The organism is Comamonas sp. C11, from assembly GCF_024496285.1.
In the GTDB taxonomy this organism is placed as follows: domain Bacteria; phylum Pseudomonadota; class Gammaproteobacteria; order Burkholderiales; family Burkholderiaceae_C; genus Comamonas; species Comamonas testosteroni_F.
Genome location: NZ_CP101743.1, coordinates 3656639 through 3678652, shown reverse-complemented (window position 1 = coordinate 3678652; position 22014 = coordinate 3656639). Strand labels below are relative to the sequence as shown.

Sequence of the window (22014 nt, the reverse complement as noted above, 5' to 3'; positions counted from 1 at the left end):
TGTGCACCTTCACTTTTTAATCTGACTGGATAGGCAGACCCTCATGGCAGCTCAAACCGTTCTCGTTACCAAACTCACTGGCCAGGCTTGGATGCGTGGTTCTGATGGCAATCTGACGGTGCTCCGTGAAGGCATGCGCATCCCCGCTGACGCCGAGATAGTGACGGCTTCCGGGAGCACCGTGCAGTTGCAGGCGGATGGTCAGCCACCGCTGATGGTGGGCGAGAACCAGGATGTGCATCTCACTGCGGACCTGATCCAGCCGCCCACAGTGGAAGAGGCGACTGTGGCGAGCCCCGCGAATGCGCAGATTGACCAGATCATTGCGGCCATCAACGCCGGCCAGGATCCGTTCGATGAGCTGGATCCCACGGCGGCCACATTGTCTGGCGGCAGCGAGGGTGGCAGCACTTTTGTGCGCCTTTCCAGCATCATCGAGGCAGTGTCGCCGCTGGCGCTGGAGTATGGACGTTCTGTACCAGCGACTACCGTACTTCCACTTTTTAGTGGGGTGAGCGCTTTGGCGGACAACACAGATCAAGTTACGCCGATTCAGCCTGCCACAAGCATTCCCCAGGCCAGTGCTGATTCGGGTGCGATCTTCGAAGATGCCGTATCTGCCTTGCAAGGCAATGTGCTCGCCAACGACAGATTGGGTGAAGGGACCCTGACAGAGCATCGAGTTGTTCTGGTCGGCGCAGATCAAGGGCAGTACGGCAAGATTACCCTCAACTCCGATGGCAGCTATAGCTATCAGCTTGATAGCAGCTTGAATGTTGTGCAGGCATTGGGTGTGGGTGAGACCCTGGTCGAAACTTTTACGTATACCCTGGTCGATAAAGACGGCTCCAGTTCTTCCGCGACATTGACTGTCACCATCGTTGGCACCAATGATAATCCCGTCCTCACCGGCAAGGCCGATGGGGCTTTGGCCGAAGACGGCGTGTCGGTGGTTACCGGCAAGCTCGACGTGGCCGATGTCGACATCACCGATACCCACAGCTGGAGCGTCAGCAACGAGGGTAAGGGCCAGTACGGCAGCTTCTCGGTTGGCCAGAACGGCGAGTGGACCTATGTGCTGAACAACGAGGATCCCAAGGTCCAGGCCCTGGCGGAAGGTCAGAAGGTCACCGATACCATCACCGTCACCGTCGACGACGGTCACGGCGGTACAGCGACTCAGACCATCACCGTCACCGTCACTGGTACCAACGATGGTCCGGTTTCCACTTCCATCTCCAACACTTCGGGCATCGATGCTCAAACCGGTGTTAGCTATGACGTATCCGGCCATTTCTCGGACCCTGACACCAGCGATAAGCTTACCTATACTGCGACCGGCTTGCCGCCCGGCCTGAGCATCGATCCGAACACCGGCCTAATCACTGGCAGCATCGATCATTCCGCTTCGCAGGGCGGTAACAACGGTGTCTACACGGTCACTGTGACTGCGACCGACCCGTCCGGCGCTACGACCTCCCAGAATTTCAACTGGGATGTTAGCAACCCGGCCCCCTCTGCAGCCGACGATACTGGTACCACGGACGAGGACACCACGCTCAACGTCGATGCTCAGAACGGCGTCCTGGTCAATGACGTCGACCCGGATGGCGACATCCTGACTGTCTCGCAGGTCAATGGTGCCACCGCCAGCGTGGGCACGCCGACGGCTGGCTCCAACGGTGGTACGTTCATCCTGAATGCCGACGGTTCGTACTCGTTCAACCCCGGCAATGCCTTCCAGTACCTAGCTACCGGTCAGACGGCAACCAGCTCGATCACCTATACCGTCACGGACAGTGAAGGCGGTACCAGTACTGCCACGTTGACCGTCACCATCAACGGCCAGACCGATGCGCCCCCGGTCATCACGCCCGAGGACAGCGACGGCTCGGTCACCAGCGCCCACAACAGCGTGGTCGAAGGCACGGGCGACACCGTCACCGGCTCCGTGACCGTCAGCGCCGAAGCCGGCATCGCCGGCGTCACCGTCGCTGGCAAGGACGTCACCGGTGCCAGCGCCGCCAACCCGGTCGTCATCACCACCGACAAGGGCATCCTGACCGTCAGCGGCTACGACGCCGCCACCGGCAAGATCACCTACACCTACCAGGAAACCGGCGGCGCCGACGACCACCAGGGCGGCGACGACAGCGTCAAGGACCTCTTCACCGTCACCGTCACCGACGTGGCCGGCAAGTCCAGCAGCAACGACCTGGTCATCCAGATCATCGACACCGCCCCCGTGGCCAAGGACGATGACGGCGGCACCGTCACCGAAGACGCCGCAGCCCATACCCTGAGCGGCGACGTCGTGGCCAACGACACCAAGGGCGCCGATGCCATCACCGGCGTCACCTGGAACGTCACCGACGTCCAGAAGGCGGCCATCGAGCAGTACGGCACCCTCACGCTCAACGCCAACGGCAGCTGGGAGTTCAAGCTCGACAACTCCAAGCCGGCCGTCCAGGCACTGAACGCCGGCGACAAGCTGAACTTCACGCTGAACTACACCGTGGCCGACGCCGACGGCGACCACTCCAGCGCCAACCTCAGCTTCAGCATCCAGGGCCAGACCGATGGTCCTCCGGTCATCACGCCCGAAGACGCCGACGGCTCGGTCACCAGCGCCCACAACAGCGTGGTCGAAGGCACGGGCGACACCGTCGCCGGCTCCGTGACCGTCAGCGCCGAAGCCGGCATCGCCGGCGTCACCGTCGCTGGCAAGGACGTCACCGGTGCCAGCGCTGCCAACCCGGTCGTCATCACCACCGACAAGGGCATCCTGACCGTCAGCGGCTACGACGCCGCCACCGGCAAGATCACCTACACCTACCAGGAAACCGGCGGCGCCGACGACCACCAGGGCGGCGACGACAGCGTCAAGGACCTCTTCACCGTCACCGTCACCGACGTGGCCGGCAAGTCCAGCAGCAACGACCTGGTCATCCAGATCATCGACACCGCCCCCGTGGCCAAGGACGATGACGGCGGCACCGTCACCGAAGACGCCGCAGCCCATACCCTGAGCGGCGACGTCGTGGCCAACGACACCAAGGGCGCCGATGCCATCACCGGCGTCACCTGGAACGTCACCGACGTCCAGAAGGCGGCCATCGAGCAGTACGGCACCCTCACGCTCAACGCCAACGGCAGCTGGGAGTTCAAGCTCGACAACTCCAAGCCGGCCGTCCAGGCACTGAACGCCGGCGACAAGCTGAACTTCACGCTGAACTACACCGTGGCCGACGCCGACGGCGACCACTCCAGCGCCAACCTCAGCTTCAGCATCCAGGGCCAGACCGATGGTCCTCCGGTCATCACGCCCGAAGACGCCGACGGCTCGGTCACCAGCGCCCACAACAGCGTGGTCGAAGGCACGGGCGACACCGTCGCCGGCTCCGTGACCGTCAGCGCCGAAGCCGGCATCGCCGGCGTCACCGTCGCTGGCAAGGACGTCACCGGTGCCAGCGCTGCCAACCCGGTCGTCATCACCACCGACAAGGGCATCCTGACCGTCAGCGGCTACGACGCCGCCACCGGCAAGATCACCTACACCTACCAGGAAACCGGCGGCGCCGACGACCACCAGGGCGGCGACGACAGCGTCAAGGACCTCTTCACCGTCACCGTCACCGACGTGGCCGGCAAGTCCAGCAGCAACGACCTGGTCATCCAGATCATCGACACCGCCCCCGTGGCCAAGGACGATGACGGCGGCACCGTCACCGAAGACGCCGCAGCCCATACCCTGAGCGGCGACGTCGTGGCCAACGACACCAAGGGCGCCGATGCCATCACCGGCGTCACCTGGAACGTCACCGACGTCCAGAAGGCGGCCATCGAGCAGTACGGCACCCTCACGCTCAACGCCAACGGCAGCTGGGAGTTCAAGCTCGACAACTCCAAGCCGGCCGTCCAGGCACTGAACGCCGGCGACAAGCTGAACTTCACGCTGAACTACACCGTGGCCGACGCCGACGGCGACCACTCCAGCGCCAACCTCAGCTTCAGCATCCAGGGCCAGACCGATGGTCCTCCGGTCATCACGCCCGAAGACGCCGACGGCTCGGTCACCAGCGCCCACAACAGCGTGGTCGAAGGCACGGGCGACACCGTCGCCGGCTCCGTGACCGTCAGCGCCGAAGCCGGCATCGCCGGCGTCACCGTCGCTGGCAAGGACGTCACCGGTGCCAGCGCTGCCAACCCGGTCGTCATCACCACCGACAAGGGCATCCTGACCGTCAGCGGCTACGACGCCGCCACCGGCAAGATCACCTACACCTACCAGGAAACCGGCGGCGCCGACGACCACCAGGGCGGCGACGACAGCGTCAAGGACCTCTTCACCGTCACCGTCACCGACGTGGCCGGCAAGTCCAGCAGCAACGACCTGGTCATCCAGATCATCGACACCGCCCCCGTGGCCAAGGACGATGACGGCGGCACCGTCACCGAAGACGCCGCAGCCCATACCCTGAGCGGCGACGTCGTGGCCAACGACACCAAGGGCGCCGATGCCATCACCGGCGTCACCTGGAACGTCACCGACGTCCAGAAGGCGGCCATCGAGCAGTACGGCACCCTCACGCTCAACGCCAACGGCAGCTGGGAGTTCAAGCTCGACAACTCCAAGCCGGCCGTCCAGGCACTGAACGCCGGCGACAAGCTGAACTTCACGCTGAACTACACCGTGGCCGACGCCGACGGCGACCACTCCAGCGCCAACCTCAGCTTCAGCATCCAGGGCCAGACCGATGGTCCTCCGGTCATCACGCCCGAAGACGCCGACGGCTCGGTCACCAGCGCCCACAACAGCGTGGTCGAAGGCACGGGCGACACCGTCGCCGGCTCCGTGACCGTCAGCGCCGAAGCCGGCATCGCCGGCGTCACCGTCGCTGGCAAGGACGTCACCGGTGCCAGCGCTGCCAACCCGGTCGTCATCACCACCGACAAGGGCATCCTGACCGTCAGCGGCTACGACGCCGCCACCGGCAAGATCACCTACACCTACCAGGAAACCGGCGGCGCCGACGACCACCAGGGCGGCGACGACAGCGTCAAGGACCTCTTCACCGTCACCGTCACCGACGTGGCCGGCAAGTCCAGCAGCAACGACCTGGTCATCCAGATCATCGACACCGCCCCCGTGGCCAAGGACGATGACGGCGGCACCGTCACCGAAGACGCCGCAGCCCATACCCTGAGCGGCGACGTCGTGGCCAACGACACCAAGGGCGCCGATGCCATCACCGGCGTCACCTGGAACGTCACCGACGTCCAGAAGGCGGCCATCGAGCAGTACGGCACCCTCACGCTCAACGCCAACGGCAGCTGGGAGTTCAAGCTCGACAACTCCAAGCCGGCCGTCCAGGCACTGAACGCCGGCGACAAGCTGAACTTCACGCTGAACTACACCGTGGCCGACGCCGACGGCGACCACTCCAGCGCCAACCTCAGCTTCAGCATCCAGGGCCAGACCGATGGTCCTCCGGTCATCACGCCCGAAGACGCCGACGGCTCGGTCACCAGCGCCCACAACAGCGTGGTCGAAGGCACGGGCGACACCGTCGCCGGCTCCGTGACCGTCAGCGCCGAAGCCGGCATCGCCGGCGTCACCGTCGCTGGCAAGGACGTCACCGGTGCCAGCGCTGCCAACCCGGTCGTCATCACCACCGACAAGGGCATCCTGACCGTCAGCGGCTACGACGCCGCCACCGGCAAGATCACCTACACCTACCAGGAAACCGGCGGCGCCGACGACCACCAGGGCGGCGACGACAGCGTCAAGGACCTCTTCACCGTCACCGTCACCGACGTGGCCGGCAAGTCCAGCAGCAACGACCTGGTCATCCAGATCATCGACACCGCCCCCGTGGCCAAGGACGATGACGGCGGCACCGTCACCGAAGACGCCGCAGCCCATACCCTGAGCGGCGACGTCGTGGCCAACGACACCAAGGGCGCCGATGCCATCACCGGCGTCACCTGGAACGTCACCGACGTCCAGAAGGCGGCCATCGAGCAGTACGGCACCCTCACGCTCAACGCCAACGGCAGCTGGGAGTTCAAGCTCGACAACTCCAAGCCGGCCGTCCAGGCACTGAACGCCGGCGACAAGCTGAACTTCACGCTGAACTACACCGTGGCCGACGCCGACGGCGACCACTCCAGCGCCAACCTCAGCTTCAGCATCCAGGGCCAGACCGATGGTCCTCCGGTCATCACGCCCGAAGACGCCGACGGCTCGGTCACCAGCGCCCACAACAGCGTGGTCGAAGGCACGGGCGACACCGTCGCCGGCTCCGTGACCGTCAGCGCCGAAGCCGGCATCGCCGGCGTCACCGTCGCTGGCAAGGACGTCACCGGTGCCAGCGCTGCCAACCCGGTCGTCATCACCACCGACAAGGGCATCCTGACCGTCAGCGGCTACGACGCCGCCACCGGCAAGATCACCTACACCTACCAGGAAACCGGCGGCGCCGACGACCACCAGGGCGGCGACGACAGCGTCAAGGACCTCTTCACCGTCACCGTCACCGACGTGGCCGGCAAGTCCAGCAGCAACGACCTGGTCATCCAGATCATCGACACCGCCCCCGTGGCCAAGGACGATGACGGCGGCACCGTCACCGAAGACGCCGCAGCCCATACCCTGAGCGGCGACGTCGTGGCCAACGACACCAAGGGCGCCGATGCCATCACCGGCGTCACCTGGAACGTCACCGACGTCCAGAAGGCGGCCATCGAGCAGTACGGCACCCTCACGCTCAACGCCAACGGCAGCTGGGAGTTCAAGCTCGACAACTCCAAGCCGGCCGTCCAGGCACTGAACGCCGGCGACAAGCTGAACTTCACGCTGAACTACACCGTGGCCGACGCCGACGGCGACCACTCCAGCGCCAACCTCAGCTTCAGCATCCAGGGCCAGACCGATGGTCCTCCGGTCATCACGCCCGAAGACGCCGACGGCTCGGTCACCAGCGCCCACAACAGCGTGGTCGAAGGCACGGGCGACACCGTCGCCGGCTCCGTGACCGTCAGCGCCGAAGCCGGCATCGCCGGCGTCACCGTCGCTGGCAAGGACGTCACCGGTGCCAGCGCTGCCAACCCGGTCGTCATCACCACCGACAAGGGCATCCTGACCGTCAGCGGCTACGACGCCGCCACCGGCAAGATCACCTACACCTACCAGGAAACCGGCGGCGCCGACGACCACCAGGGCGGCGACGACAGCGTCAAGGACCTCTTCACCGTCACCGTCACCGACGTGGCCGGCAAGTCCAGCAGCAACGACCTGGTCATCCAGATCATCGACACCGCCCCCGTGGCCAAGGACGATGACGGCGGCACCGTCACCGAAGACGCCGCAGCCCATACCCTGAGCGGCGACGTCGTGGCCAACGACACCAAGGGCGCCGATGCCATCACCGGCGTCACCTGGAACGTCACCGACGTCCAGAAGGCGGCCATCGAGCAGTACGGCACCCTCACGCTCAACGCCAACGGCAGCTGGGAGTTCAAGCTCGACAACTCCAAGCCGGCCGTCCAGGCACTGAACGCCGGCGACAAGCTGAACTTCACGCTGAACTACACCGTGGCCGACGCCGACGGCGACCACTCCAGCGCCAACCTCAGCTTCAGCATCCAGGGCCAGACCGATGGTCCTCCGGTCATCACGCCCGAAGACGCCGACGGCTCGGTCACCAGCGCCCACAACAGCGTGGTCGAAGGCACGGGCGACACCGTCGCCGGCTCCGTGACCGTCAGCGCCGAAGCCGGCATCGCCGGCGTCACCGTCGCTGGCAAGGACGTCACCGGTGCCAGCGCTGCCAACCCGGTCGTCATCACCACCGACAAGGGCATCCTGACCGTCAGCGGCTACGACGCCGCCACCGGCAAGATCACCTACACCTACCAGGAAACCGGCGGCGCCGACGACCACCAGGGCGGCGACGACAGCGTCAAGGACCTCTTCACCGTCACCGTCACCGACGTGGCCGGCAAGTCCAGCAGCAACGACCTGGTCATCCAGATCATCGACACCGCCCCCGTGGCCAAGGACGATGACGGCGGCACCGTCACCGAAGACGCCGCAGCCCATACCCTGAGCGGCGACGTCGTGGCCAACGACACCAAGGGCGCCGATGCCATCACCGGCGTCACCTGGAACGTCACCGACGTCCAGAAGGCGGCCATCGAGCAGTACGGCACCCTCACGCTCAACGCCAACGGCAGCTGGGAGTTCAAGCTCGACAACTCCAAGCCGGCCGTCCAGGCACTGAACGCCGGCGACAAGCTGAACTTCACGCTGAACTACACCGTGGCCGACGCCGACGGCGACCACTCCAGCGCCAACCTCAGCTTCAGCATCCAGGGCCAGACCGATGGTCCTCCGGTCATCACGCCCGAAGACGCCGACGGCTCGGTCACCAGCGCCCACAACAGCGTGGTCGAAGGCACGGGCGACACCGTCGCCGGCTCCGTGACCGTCAGCGCCGAAGCCGGCATCGCCGGCGTCACCGTCGCTGGCAAGGACGTCACCGGTGCCAGCGCTGCCAACCCGGTCGTCATCACCACCGACAAGGGCATCCTGACCGTCAGCGGCTACGACGCCGCCACCGGCAAGATCACCTACACCTACCAGGAAACCGGCGGCGCCGACGACCACCAGGGCGGCGACGACAGCGTCAAGGACCTCTTCACCGTCACCGTCACCGACGTGGCCGGCAAGTCCAGCAGCAACGACCTGGTCATCCAGATCATCGACACCGCCCCCGTGGCCAAGGACGATGACGGCGGCACCGTCACCGAAGACGCCGCAGCCCATACCCTGAGCGGCGACGTCGTGGCCAACGACACCAAGGGCGCCGATGCCATCACCGGCGTCACCTGGAACGTCACCGACGTCCAGAAGGCGGCCATCGAGCAGTACGGCACCCTCACGCTCAACGCCAACGGCAGCTGGGAGTTCAAGCTCGACAACTCCAAGCCGGCCGTCCAGGCACTGAACGCCGGCGACAAGCTGAACTTCACGCTGAACTACACCGTGGCCGACGCCGACGGCGACCACTCCAGCGCCAACCTCAGCTTCAGCATCCAGGGCCAGACCGATGGTCCTCCGGTCATCACGCCCGAAGACGCCGACGGCTCGGTCACCAGCGCCCACAACAGCGTGGTCGAAGGCACGGGCGACACCGTCGCCGGCTCCGTGACCGTCAGCGCCGAAGCCGGCATCGCCGGCGTCACCGTCGCTGGCAAGGACGTCACCGGTGCCAGCGCTGCCAACCCGGTCGTCATCACCACCGACAAGGGCATCCTGACCGTCAGCGGCTACGACGCCGCCACCGGCAAGATCACCTACACCTACCAGGAAACCGGCGGCGCCGACGACCACCAGGGCGGCGACGACAGCGTCAAGGACCTCTTCACCGTCACCGTCACCGACGTGGCCGGCAAGTCCAGCAGCAACGACCTGGTCATCCAGATCATCGACACCGCCCCCGTGGCCAAGGACGATGACGGCGGCACCGTCACCGAAGACGCCGCAGCCCATACCCTGAGCGGCGACGTCGTGGCCAACGACACCAAGGGCGCCGATGCCATCACCGGCGTCACCTGGAACGTCACCGACGTCCAGAAGGCGGCCATCGAGCAGTACGGCACCCTCACGCTCAACGCCAACGGCAGCTGGGAGTTCAAGCTCGACAACTCCAAGCCGGCCGTCCAGGCACTGAACGCCGGCGACAAGCTGAACTTCACGCTGAACTACACCGTGGCCGACGCCGACGGCGACCACTCCAGCGCCAACCTCAGCTTCAGCATCCAGGGCCAGACCGATGGTCCTCCGGTCATCACGCCCGAAGACGCCGACGGCTCGGTCACCAGCGCCCACAACAGCGTGGTCGAAGGCACGGGCGACACCGTCGCCGGCTCCGTGACCGTCAGCGCCGAAGCCGGCATCGCCGGCGTCACCGTCGCTGGCAAGGACGTCACCGGTGCCAGCGCCGCCAACCCGGTCGTCATCACCACCGACAAGGGCATCCTGACCGTCAGCGGCTACGACGCCGCCAGCGGCAAGATCACCTACACCTACCAGGAAACCGGCGGCGCCGACGACCACCAGGGCGGCGACGACAGCGTCAAGGACCTCTTCACCGTCACCGTCACCGACGTGGCCGGCAAGTCCAGCAGCAACGACCTGGTCATCCAGATCATCGACACCGCCCCCGTGGCCAAGGACGATGACGGCGGCACCGTCACCGAAGACGCCGCAGCCCATACCCTGAGCGGCGACGTCGTGGCCAACGACACCAAGGGCGCCGATGCCATCACCGGCGTCACCTGGAACGTCACCGACGTCCAGAAGGCGGCCATCGAGCAGTACGGCACCCTCACGCTCAACGCCAACGGCAGCTGGGAGTTCAAGCTCGACAACTCCAAGCCGGCCGTCCAGGCACTGAACGCCGGCGACAAGCTGAACTTCACGCTGAACTACACCGTGGCCGACGCCGACGGCGACCACTCCAGCGCCAACCTCAGCTTCAGCATCCAGGGCCAGACCGATGGTCCTCCGGTCATCACGCCTGAAGACGCCGACGGCTCGGTCACCAGCGCCCACAACAGCGTGGTCGAAGGCACGGGCGACACCGTCGCCGGCTCCGTGACCGTCAGCGCCGAAGCCGGCATCGCCGGCGTCACCGTCGCTGGCAAGGACGTCACCGGTGCCAGCGCTGCCAACCCGGTCGTCATCACCACCGACAAGGGCATCCTGACCGTCAGCGGCTACGACGCCGCCACCGGCAAGATCACCTACACCTACCAGGAAACCGGCGGCGCCGACGACCACCAGGGCGGCGACGACAGCGTCAAGGACCTCTTCACCGTCACCGTCACCGACGTGGCCGGCAAGTCCAGCAGCAACGACCTGGTCATCCAGATCATCGACACCGCCCCCGTGGCCAAGGACGATGACGGCGGCACCGTCACCGAAGACGCCGCAGCCCATACCCTGAGCGGCGACGTCGTGGCCAACGACACCAAGGGCGCCGATGCCATCACCGGCGTCACCTGGAACGTCACCGACGTCCAGAAGGCGGCCATCGAGCAGTACGGCACCCTCACGCTCAACGCCAACGGCAGCTGGGAGTTCAAGCTCGACAACTCCAAGCCGGCCGTCCAGGCACTGAACGCCGGCGACAAGCTGAACTTCACGCTGAACTACACCGTGGCCGACGCCGACGGCGACCACTCCAGCGCCAACCTCAGCTTCAGCATCCAGGGCCAGACCGATGGTCCTCCGGTCATCACGCCCGAAGACGCCGACGGCTCGGTCACCAGCGCCCACAACAGCGTGGTCGAAGGCACGGGCGACACCGTCGCCGGCTCCGTGACCGTCAGCGCCGAAGCCGGCATCGCCGGCGTCACCGTCGCTGGCAAGGACGTCACCGGTGCCAGCGCTGCCAACCCGGTCGTCATCACCACCGACAAGGGCATCCTGACCGTCAGCGGCTACGACGCCGCCACCGGCAAGATCACCTACACCTACCAGGAAACCGGCGGCGCCGACGACCACCAGGGCGGCGACGACAGCGTCAAGGACCTCTTCACCGTCACCGTCACCGACGTGGCCGGCAAGTCCAGCAGCAACGACCTGGTCATCCAGATCATCGACACCGCCCCCGTGGCCAAGGACGATGACGGCGGCACCGTCACCGAAGACGCCGCAGCCCATACCCTGAGCGGCGACGTCGTGGCCAACGACACCAAGGGCGCCGATGCCATCACCGGCGTCACCTGGAACGTCACCGACGTCCAGAAGGCGGCCATCGAGCAGTACGGCACCCTCACGCTCAACGCCAACGGCAGCTGGGAGTTCAAGCTCGACAACTCCAAGCCGGCCGTCCAGGCACTGAACGCCGGCGACAAGCTGAACTTCACGCTGAACTACACCGTGGCCGACGCCGACGGCGACCACTCCAGCGCCAACCTCAGCTTCAGCATCCAGGGCCAGACCGATGGTCCTCCGGTCATCACGCCCGAAGACGCCGACGGCTCGGTCACCAGCGCCCACAACAGCGTGGTCGAAGGCACGGGCGACACCGTCGCCGGCTCCGTGACCGTCAGCGCCGAAGCCGGCATCGCCGGCGTCACCGTCGCTGGCAAGGACGTCACCGGTGCCAGCGCTGCCAACCCGGTCGTCATCACCACCGACAAGGGCATCCTGACCGTCAGCGGCTACGACGCCGCCACCGGCAAGATCACCTACACCTACCAGGAAACCGGCGGCGCCGACGACCACCAGGGCGGCGACGACAGCGTCAAGGACCTCTTCACCGTCACCGTCACCGACGTGGCCGGCAAGTCCAGCAGCAACGACCTGGTCATCCAGATCATCGACACCGCCCCCGTGGCCAAGGACGATGACGGCGGCACCGTCACCGAAGACGCCGCAGCCCATACCCTGAGCGGCGACGTCGTGGCCAACGACACCAAGGGCGCCGATGCCATCACCGGCGTCACCTGGAACGTCACCGACGTCCAGAAGGCGGCCATCGAGCAGTACGGCACCCTCACGCTCAACGCCAACGGCAGCTGGGAGTTCAAGCTCGACAACTCCAAGCCGGCCGTCCAGGCACTGAACGCCGGCGACAAGCTGAACTTCACGCTGAACTACACCGTGGCCGACGCCGACGGCGACCACTCCAGCGCCAACCTCAGCTTCAGCATCCAGGGCCAGACCGATGGTCCTCCGGTCATCACGCCCGAAGACGCCGACGGCTCGGTCACCAGCGCCCACAACAGCGTGGTCGAAGGCACGGGCGACACCGTCGCCGGCTCCGTGACCGTCAGCGCCGAAGCCGGCATCGCCGGCGTCACCGTCGCTGGCAAGGACGTCACCGGTGCCAGCGCTGCCAACCCGGTCGTCATCACCACCGACAAGGGCATCCTGACCGTCAGCGGCTACGACGCCGCCACCGGCAAGATCACCTACACCTACCAGGAAACCGGCGGCGCCGACGACCACCAGGGCGGCGACGACAGCGTCAAGGACCTCTTCACCGTCACCGTCACCGACGTGGCCGGCAAGTCCAGCAGCAACGACCTGGTCATCCAGATCATCGACACCGCCCCCGTGGCCAAGGACGATGACGGCGGCACCGTCACCGAAGACGCCGCAGCCCATACCCTGAGCGGCGACGTCGTGGCCAACGACACCAAGGGCGCCGATGCCATCACCGGCGTCACCTGGAACGTCACCGACGTCCAGAAGGCGGCCATCGAGCAGTACGGCACCCTCACGCTCAACGCCAACGGCAGCTGGGAGTTCAAGCTCGACAACTCCAAGCCGGCCGTCCAGGCACTGAACGCCGGCGACAAGCTGAACTTCACGCTGAACTACACCGTGGCCGACGCCGACGGCGACCACTCCAGCGCCAACCTCAGCTTCAGCATCCAGGGCCAGACCGATGGTCCTCCGGTCATCACGCCCGAAGACGCCGACGGCTCGGTCACCAGCGCCCACAACAGCGTGGTCGAAGGCACGGGCGACACCGTCGCCGGCTCCGTGACCGTCAGCGCCGAAGCCGGCATCGCCGGCGTCACCGTCGCTGGCAAGGACGTCACCGGTGCCAGCGCTGCCAACCCGGTCGTCATCACCACCGACAAGGGCATCCTGACCGTCAGCGGCTACGACGCCGCCACCGGCAAGATCACCTACACCTACCAGGAAACCGGCGGCGCCGACGACCACCAGGGCGGCGACGACAGCGTCAAGGACCTCTTCACCGTCACCGTCACCGACGTGGCCGGCAAGTCCAGCAGCAACGACCTGGTCATCCAGATCATCGACACCGCCCCCGTGGCCAAGGACGATGACGGCGGCACCGTCACCGAAGACGCCGCAGCCCATACCCTGAGCGGCGACGTCGTGGCCAACGACACCAAGGGCGCCGATGCCATCACCGGCGTCACCTGGAACGTCACCGACGTCCAGAAGGCGGCCATCGAGCAGTACGGCACCCTCACGCTCAACGCCAACGGCAGCTGGGAGTTCAAGCTCGACAACTCCAAGCCGGCCGTCCAGGCACTGAACGCCGGCGACAAGCTGAACTTCACGCTGAACTACACCGTGGCCGACGCCGACGGCGACCACTCCAGCGCCAACCTCAGCTTCAGCATCCAGGGCCAGACCGATGGTCCTCCGGTCATCACGCCCGAAGACGCCGACGGCTCGGTCACCAGCGCCCACAACAGCGTGGTCGAAGGCACGGGCGACACCGTCGCCGGCTCCGTGACCGTCAGCGCCGAAGCCGGCATCGCCGGCGTCACCGTCGCTGGCAAGGACGTCACCGGTGCCAGCGCTGCCAACCCGGTCGTCATCACCACCGACAAGGGCATCCTGACCGTCAGCGGCTACGACGCCGCCACCGGCAAGATCACCTACACCTACCAGGAAACCGGCGGCGCCGACGACCACCAGGGCGGCGACGACAGCGTCAAGGACCTCTTCACCGTCACCGTCACCGACGTGGCCGGCAAGTCCAGCAGCAACGACCTGGTCATCCAGATCATCGACACCGCCCCCGTGGCCAAGGACGATGACGGCGGCACCGTCACCGAAGACGCCGCAGCCCATACCCTGAGCGGCGACGTCGTGGCCAACGACACCAAGGGCGCCGATGCCATCACCGGCGTCACCTGGAACGTCACCGACGTCCAGAAGGCGGCCATCGAGCAGTACGGCACCCTCACGCTCAACGCCAACGGCAGCTGGGAGTTCAAGCTCGACAACTCCAAGCCGGCCGTCCAGGCACTGAACGCCGGCGACAAGCTGAACTTCACGCTGAACTACACCGTGGCCGACGCCGACGGCGACCACTCCAGCGCCAACCTCAGCTTCAGCATCCAGGGCCAGACCGATGGTCCTCCGGTCATCACGCCCGAAGACGCCGACGGCTCGGTCACCAGCGCCCACAACAGCGTGGTCGAAGGCACGGGCGACACCGTCGCCGGCTCCGTGACCGTCAGCGCCGAAGCCGGCATCGCCGGCGTCACCGTCGCTGGCAAGGACGTCACCGGTGCCAGCGCTGCCAACCCGGTCGTCATCACCACCGACAAGGGCATCCTGACCGTCAGCGGCTACGACGCCGCCACCGGCAAGATCACCTACACCTACCAGGAAACCGGCGGCGCCGACGACCACCAGGGCGGCGACGACAGCGTCAAGGACCTCTTCACCGTCACCGTCACCGACGTGGCCGGCAAGTCCAGCAGCAACGACCTGGTCATCCAGATCATCGACACCGCCCCCGTGGCCAAGGACGATGACGGCGGCACCGTCACCGAAGACGCCGCAGCCCATACCCTGAGCGGCGACGTCGTGGCCAACGACATCAAGGGCGCCGATGCCATCACGGTTGTCATCACCACCGGCGATGCTAAGTACGGCACGCTGGTAGACAACGGCGACGGTACCTGGTCGTATCAGCTCAACAACAGCCTGTCCGCTGTCCAAGCCTTGAAGGCGGACCAGCTCCTGACCGAAACCATCCGGTATACCGTTACCGATGCTGATGGCGACTCCAGCGTGGCGGTGCTGACCATTACGATCAAGGGCACCAACGACATCCCCGTGGTGACCAATGATGCGAAGTCGGTCACCGAAGACGTGGGTGTCTCTGGCGGCAAGCTCAGCGTGAACGGCGCCGTCACCATCAGCGATGCTGACAGCGGCGAGTCCACCTTCAATACCGGCAGCCTCAAGTTCACCGGCAGCACGCATGCCGGTGGCCAGCTGGGCGACATCACGATCAACCCCGATGGCACCTACATCTACAAGGTCGACAATGCCGCGGTGCAGTTCCTGAAGGCCGGCCAGTCGATCGTTGAAACCTACACGGTTGCCTCGGCTGACGGCACCGCCACCAGCACTATCACCATCACCATCAACGGCACCAATGACGTGCCGACGGTGATGAACGATGCCAAGTCGGTCACCGAAGACGTGGGTGTCTCCGGCGGCAAGCTCAGTGTGAACGGCGCCGTCACCATCAACGACACCGACACCGGCGAGTCGACCTTCAATGCGGGCAGCCTCAAGTTCACCGGCTCCACGCATACTGGCGGCCAATTGGGCACCATCGACATCAACCCCGACGGCACCTACACCTACAAGGTCGACAACGCCGCGGTGCAGTTCCTGAAGGCTGGCCAGTCGATCGTTGAAACCTACACGGTTGCCTCGGCTGACGGCACCGCCACCAGCACTATCACCATCACCATCAACGGCACCAATGACCTGCCGGTGATCCAGGCACAGACCAACCACGGCCTGGAAGACCACACGGTGTCTGGTAACGTACTGACCGGCGCCAGCGACAGGGACAACGATGCACTGAGCGTCGCCGAATTCACCATCAATGGCACGAAGTATGCCGCTGGCGCCACGGCCAACATCGTGGGTGTCGGCTCGATCTTCATCAACGCCGATGGAAGCTATGTCTTTACGCCGAACGCCAACTGGAACGGTGTGGTGCCGCAAATCACCTACACCGTGACGGACGGCACGGGCCAGGTGTCTTCCTCGCTGGACATCGATGTCCTTGCGGTGAACGACGCTCCTGTGTCCAAGGATGGCTTCGGTCACGTGACCGAGGGCAAGGACTACGTGTTCGGCACGAAGGACTTCGCCTTCTCGGATCCAGTGGAAGGCCATTCGATGAAGTCGGTGATCATCGATTCCCTGCCTTCCGGAGGCACGTTGTACCTCAATGGTCAGGCTGTGACACAAGGCCAGGAGATCAGCGCGGCGGATCTGGTCGGCGGCAAGCTGGTGTATACACCGAACGCTTCGAACGTTGGCGAGAACGCGGGCGCGTCCTTCCAGTTCCAGGTCAAGGACACCGGCGGTACTGCCAACGGCGGCCAGGACACCTCCAGCGGTCAGACGTTTACGCTGCATGTTGACCAGTTCACCACTGGCAATAACGGTGACGAAACCGTGAAGGGTGGATCCGGCGACGACGTGTTGTTGGGAGACCAGGGCGGTATGCTGAAGAACGTGACGCCGGGCGCCAGCTATAACATCGCACTGGTGCTGGATCTCTCTGGTTCGATGGACTATTACTGGGGCACTGGCTCCAGTCAGGAAACGCGTCTGGAGACTGCGAAGAAGGCCCTTAAGTCGCTGCTGGAAAACCAACTGGCGACCCATGACGGCACCGTTAACGTCTCACTGATCACGTTCGCGGGCAGTAGCTCTCAGCTGCAAAAGTCGATCTCGGGCTTGACGCCCGACAATGTCGACGAAATGGTCGATATTCTCTTGGGCCTTCGGGCCGGAGGGGGCACGCCATATGGCGAGGCGTTCCATGAAGCCAAGGGCTGGTTTGACGGCCAGCCCACGGTGGACAGCAACGGCAATGCATACAAGAATCTGACATTCTTCCTGACAGACGGCGAGCCTAGCACTGATTACTGGTACAACCGGGACACGGAGTTCTCCAAGCTGGCCGGCATCAGCGACGTGCATGGCATCGGCATCGGCGACGGCGTATCCGTGACCACGTTGGACAAGTACGACAACACGGGCTCGACCTTCTCGTCCGGCGGATCTGTGCTCTACAACTTCAACAACAACACTGGCGCGAACGATGCTACAGCTTGGCTTAAGACCGGCACGGGTTCCGTGACGAATAGCAGCAACAAGATGCGCATTACGGACACCAGCGTGGATGGTCAACCTGTCACCGTGACCATGCAGGAAGCACATCGGATGGTCGTGGCTAGCGGGTCAAGCGCATCGTTCTCGTTCAAGGCCTCGCTGGCGAACCAGAGCGCGGGCGACACCTTTGAATGGCGACTGATGCAAAAGATTGATGGCCAGTGGCAGGTCATCGAAAAGGGTACTCAGGCTGACACCACTAGCCAGATCTACGGCCCCGGCGAGTACCGTTTTTCGTTCTTGGTCAACGACAACAGCTCTGGATCCGGCAATAACGGGCAATTCCGTGTTGATATCGATGACATTCGGACCTACACGTCTGGTCGCACGGGTGCGTCCCAAGTCGTGCAAGACCCCTCGGAACTGGAATCCGCGCTTATCGGCGGCAGCTCGACCAATGAGTTGGCGCCAGTCGGCAACGACAAGATCTTTGGTGGCGACGGTACAGACATCCTGTTCGGCGACACGATTAATACGGATCAGTTGCCTTGGGGCGTCAACGGCAACCCTGACAAGCCTGCCGATCTGGCAGACGGCTCCGGCCTGGATGGTCTCAAGCAGTTCCTGCTCCTGAAGAACGGCGTGCAGCCCACTGACGCCGATCTGCACAAGTTCATCTTGGATAACCATGAGATGTTCGACGTGCAGGGCGATACGCGTGGCGGCAATGACGAATTGCATGGCGGCAACGGCAACGACATCATCTACGGCCAGGGCGGCAACGACACTCTGTTCGGTGACGATGGCAATGACATCCTTTACGGTGGCGCTGGCAACGATACATTGGATGGGGGCTCCGGCAACGACACGTTGATTGGTGGCAAGGGCGACGATATCCTGATCGGCGGAGCGGGCGACGATATCTTTGTCTGGCTCAAGGGCGATCAGGGAACCGCTGCGGCTCCTGCCAAGGATGTGATCAACGACTTTGGCAAGGGCGGCTCCGATACCAACGGCAATGATGTGCTGGACCTGCATGATCTGCTGCAAGGAGAGGAGAGCAGCACGGATCTGTCCAAGTTCCTGAACTTCTCCAAGAGTGGTGCAGATACCGTGCTCAAGGTCTCCACCGATGGAAATTTGGGTGCTACAGGCTCCAACTACGATCAACTGATCACGTTCAAGGGAGTGGATCTCACCGCTGGGCACTCGTTGACCACCACGGCGGATCAGAACGCCTTGATCAAGGAGCTGATCGATCAAGGCAAGCTCAAGATCGACCACAGCTGATAAGCAGCCCCCGGCGAGGTCAGGTAGAAGTCTTGAAATATCAAGTCTTCTACCTCTTCGCTCGGCTGTGATCGGCAGGTTGTTTCAAGAGCTTGCTTGATTGGTTACATTTGTGAGCATTGGACCTTGACTGTGTTCCCGTCAACCTTTCAAGATTCATAGCGGTCATCACAGTATTTACAGGCGTCTCAAGCTATTTATGTCTTGCGCGCTTGCCCTTTTTGCAACTCGCTTGAGTACTTCGCCTAGCCTCCTGTTTCCACAGCCCGTGGAAAAAATGCAGCGTCTGTCGCGCAGAGGCATGCTTTTGTATGGCTCGGCGATTCTCGGAGCCTGGGCGCTGCAGAAGGGGTTTGAAGCCGTCGCGCTGGATTTCGACAGCGAGCGGCTGCAGAGCAGCATGCAGTCCCGCTATGGCGCCGCAGGTGTCCAGAGACTGGGTCAGTGGCTGGCGATGCTGCAAGCCCAGAAAGACAGGTCGCTGCAGCAGCAGCTGCCGGCCGTCAACACGTTCTGGAATCGTGCAGTGTTGCAGTCGGAGGACAGCGTTCTCTGGTCACAGTCGGACTACTGGGCCACGCCCCTTGAAACCCTGGGCAGGGGGGCTGGAGACTGCGAGGATTATGTGATTGGCAAGTATTTCTCGCTGCTGCGCCTGGGCGTCGCGGTAGAGAAACTGCGCCTGATCTATGTGCGTGCCCGCCTGGGGGGCGTGGGTAGTACGCAGAGCATTGCGCATATGGTGCTGGGCTACTACGAGACACCTGCGGCCGAGCCGCTGGTGCTGGACAGTCTGCTGGACAACATCATGCCGGCAAGCCAGCGCAAGGACTTGACTCCTGTATTCAGCTTCAATGCGCAGGGTGTATATGTCGCGGGCGCACAGCCTGCTTCGGTGGACAGGATTACGCGCTGGCGCGATCTGCTGGCGCGCATGAAGCAGGAAGGTTTTTTGCCATGAATGTCATGTTTGGCGGTGCGGGCAGCGCAGCCATGTTGAATGGTCGACACAGATAAGGCAGCAAGATGTCGTTGTTAAAGCAACTTTTGATCAGCGTGACGGTGGCCATTGTGGCAATCTTGATCGGCACCCTGGCTTTCAGCATTGGTGCTGCGCGCCAGTATCTGGATGGGCAGTTGCAGTCCGAGAGCGAGAATGCAGCATCATCGCTGGCCTTGTCGCTGTCGCAGCCGGCCAACCAGGATCCGGTCACGCAGGAGTTGCTGATGATGGCCTTGTTCGATGGCGGGCAGTTCAAGCTGATCCGCCTGGCGTCCCCGCAGGGCGAGACCTTGTTCGAGCGCAGACGCGACAACGGCATTGCCGATGGTTCTGCCTCTGCTGCCAAGCTCAAGGACGGCGCTGCTCCGCCGTGGTTTGTGGAGGTGCTGCCGCTGCGTTCGCCAAAGGCAGAGCGTGTGATCAGCGATGGCTGGAAGCAGGTTGGGCAATTGACGCTGGTTGTGGACAACAGCTATGCGAGCCAGGCACTGTGGGGCAGCAGCGTGCGCTTGACGGGTGTGGTGGTGCTGGCCGGGCTGGCCTGGGCTTTCTTTGTGGTCTTGCTGTTCAGATGGTTTCGCAAGGTCTTGCAGCAGGAAATCTCGGCACAGGTTCAGGCGATTGGACGTCAGGCAGGAAGTGAGGTACCGGCGAAGCCCGCCAGGGCCGCAGTTGCCGAGCTGGTGCCCGTACTCAGCGCCATTGCAGACACTCGAGAGCGGGTGCAGGCTACGGCGCAGGAGCAGATGGAGCGTATCGAATCACTGGAGCTGGAGGTCAATCGTGATCCAGTTACTCAGCTGCCGAATCGCAAGTACTTTGTCAATGAGTTGCGTCGCGCGCTGAGCCGAACTGATGGCGTTGCGGCACATGGTCATGTGATGCTGTTCAGGCAGCGTGATCTGCTGGCCCTGAATTCGCAGATGTCCCGGGCCAGTGCCGATGCATGGCTGGCTGCGATGGGTGAACAGGTCAATCAGGTGTTGAAGAGTCATGCCGAGTGCAAGGCTCAGCTGGCACGCCTCAATGGCTCGGACTTTGTGGTTCTCATGCCGGCCCTGGCCGGGCCCCAGGCCATGTCGCTGGTGCAGCAGATCCGACAGGTGCTGCTGTCCATGCGTGTGACCCTGAGCAGCGGCCAATGGTGCCGCTGGAGCTTTGCCCTGACCGATTACTCGGCATCGAGTTCGGTAACAGGTGTGCTTGCGCGACTGGACTACGGTCTGATGCGAGCCGAGAGTTCGGGCCAGGCAGAGGTGGAATATGTGACCTATGGGGATGATGAGGTGGTCTCTGATCTGGCCGGGGAAACCTTGTGGCGTCAGATGCTGATTGGTGCATTGGAGGCACGGGATACGCTTTCCCTGTCCGTTCAGCCCCTGCAATTCAGGGGCCGGGAGGGGATGCAGGTGCGCGGCGAAGCTTCGCTCTCGCTATGCACTGCTTCAGGTGAGACCTTGATGGGGTCGCTGTTCCTGCCAGTCGCCGTGCGCCTGGGCTTGTCGGCAGAATTCGATTTACGAGCGGTGGCCCTCGGGGCTGCATGGCTTGAGCAGAACGATTGCGAGCTGGTCATTCGAATCTCCTTGCCCTCGCTGGCCCAGCCGGACTTCCTGGGGCGACTGCGTGAAGAGCTGAACGCTCCGGGATGGGCGCGCCGCTTGCCGCTACTCTGTCTGGAGCTGGATGCGCATGGACTTGCGGCGTATCCCGATGAAGTCACCGAATTTTGCCAGGCCATGGCACTGGCAGGTGTGGGCGTGGGGCTGCGTCGCCTGGATCAGCAGCCCATGGGCTTGACCAAGCTCCATACCTTGCCGCTGCGCTATGTGAAGCTGGGTGGTGAATTCTCTGAGCAGGCTGCGCAAAGCCCTGGTGCCTTGCATCTGCTGCAGGCCATCGTCGAGACTGCGACAGGGCTTGGAATTCAAGTGGTGGTGACCGATGTCGTCAATACGGAGGCTGCGAAGCTGCTGCGTCAGCAAAACGCGTTGACGCTGCTTACTTGAAATGACTGATCTTCAATGAAAAGAACAAGGGGCGCATGAAGCGCCCC

The 22014-nt window shown here is 64.2% G+C and carries 3 protein-coding genes; all 3 read left to right on the top strand.

Annotated features, from left to right (window positions below):
• Positions 1 to 43 precede the first annotated feature (43 nt).
• The 3 genes from NOX35_RS16800 to NOX35_RS16790 all read left to right on the top strand — a co-directional run bounded on the left by NOX35_RS16800 (position 44) and on the right by NOX35_RS16790 (position 21967).
• Complete coding sequence (locus NOX35_RS16800; protein ID WP_256494080.1) at positions 44 to 18955, top strand: VCBS domain-containing protein; 18912 nt, start codon at positions 44 to 46, stop codon at positions 18953 to 18955.
• Between the two features lie 277 nt (positions 18956 to 19232).
• On the top strand, positions 19233 to 19916 hold the full coding sequence (locus NOX35_RS16795) for a transglutaminase-like cysteine peptidase (RefSeq protein WP_182287239.1): 684 nt from the start codon (positions 19233 to 19235) through the stop codon (positions 19914 to 19916).
• Between the two features lie 65 nt (positions 19917 to 19981).
• Complete coding sequence (locus NOX35_RS16790; protein WP_256494079.1) at positions 19982 to 21967, top strand: LapD/MoxY N-terminal periplasmic domain-containing protein; 1986 nt, start codon at positions 19982 to 19984, stop codon at positions 21965 to 21967.
• Positions 21968 to 22014: the final 47 nt, after the last annotated feature.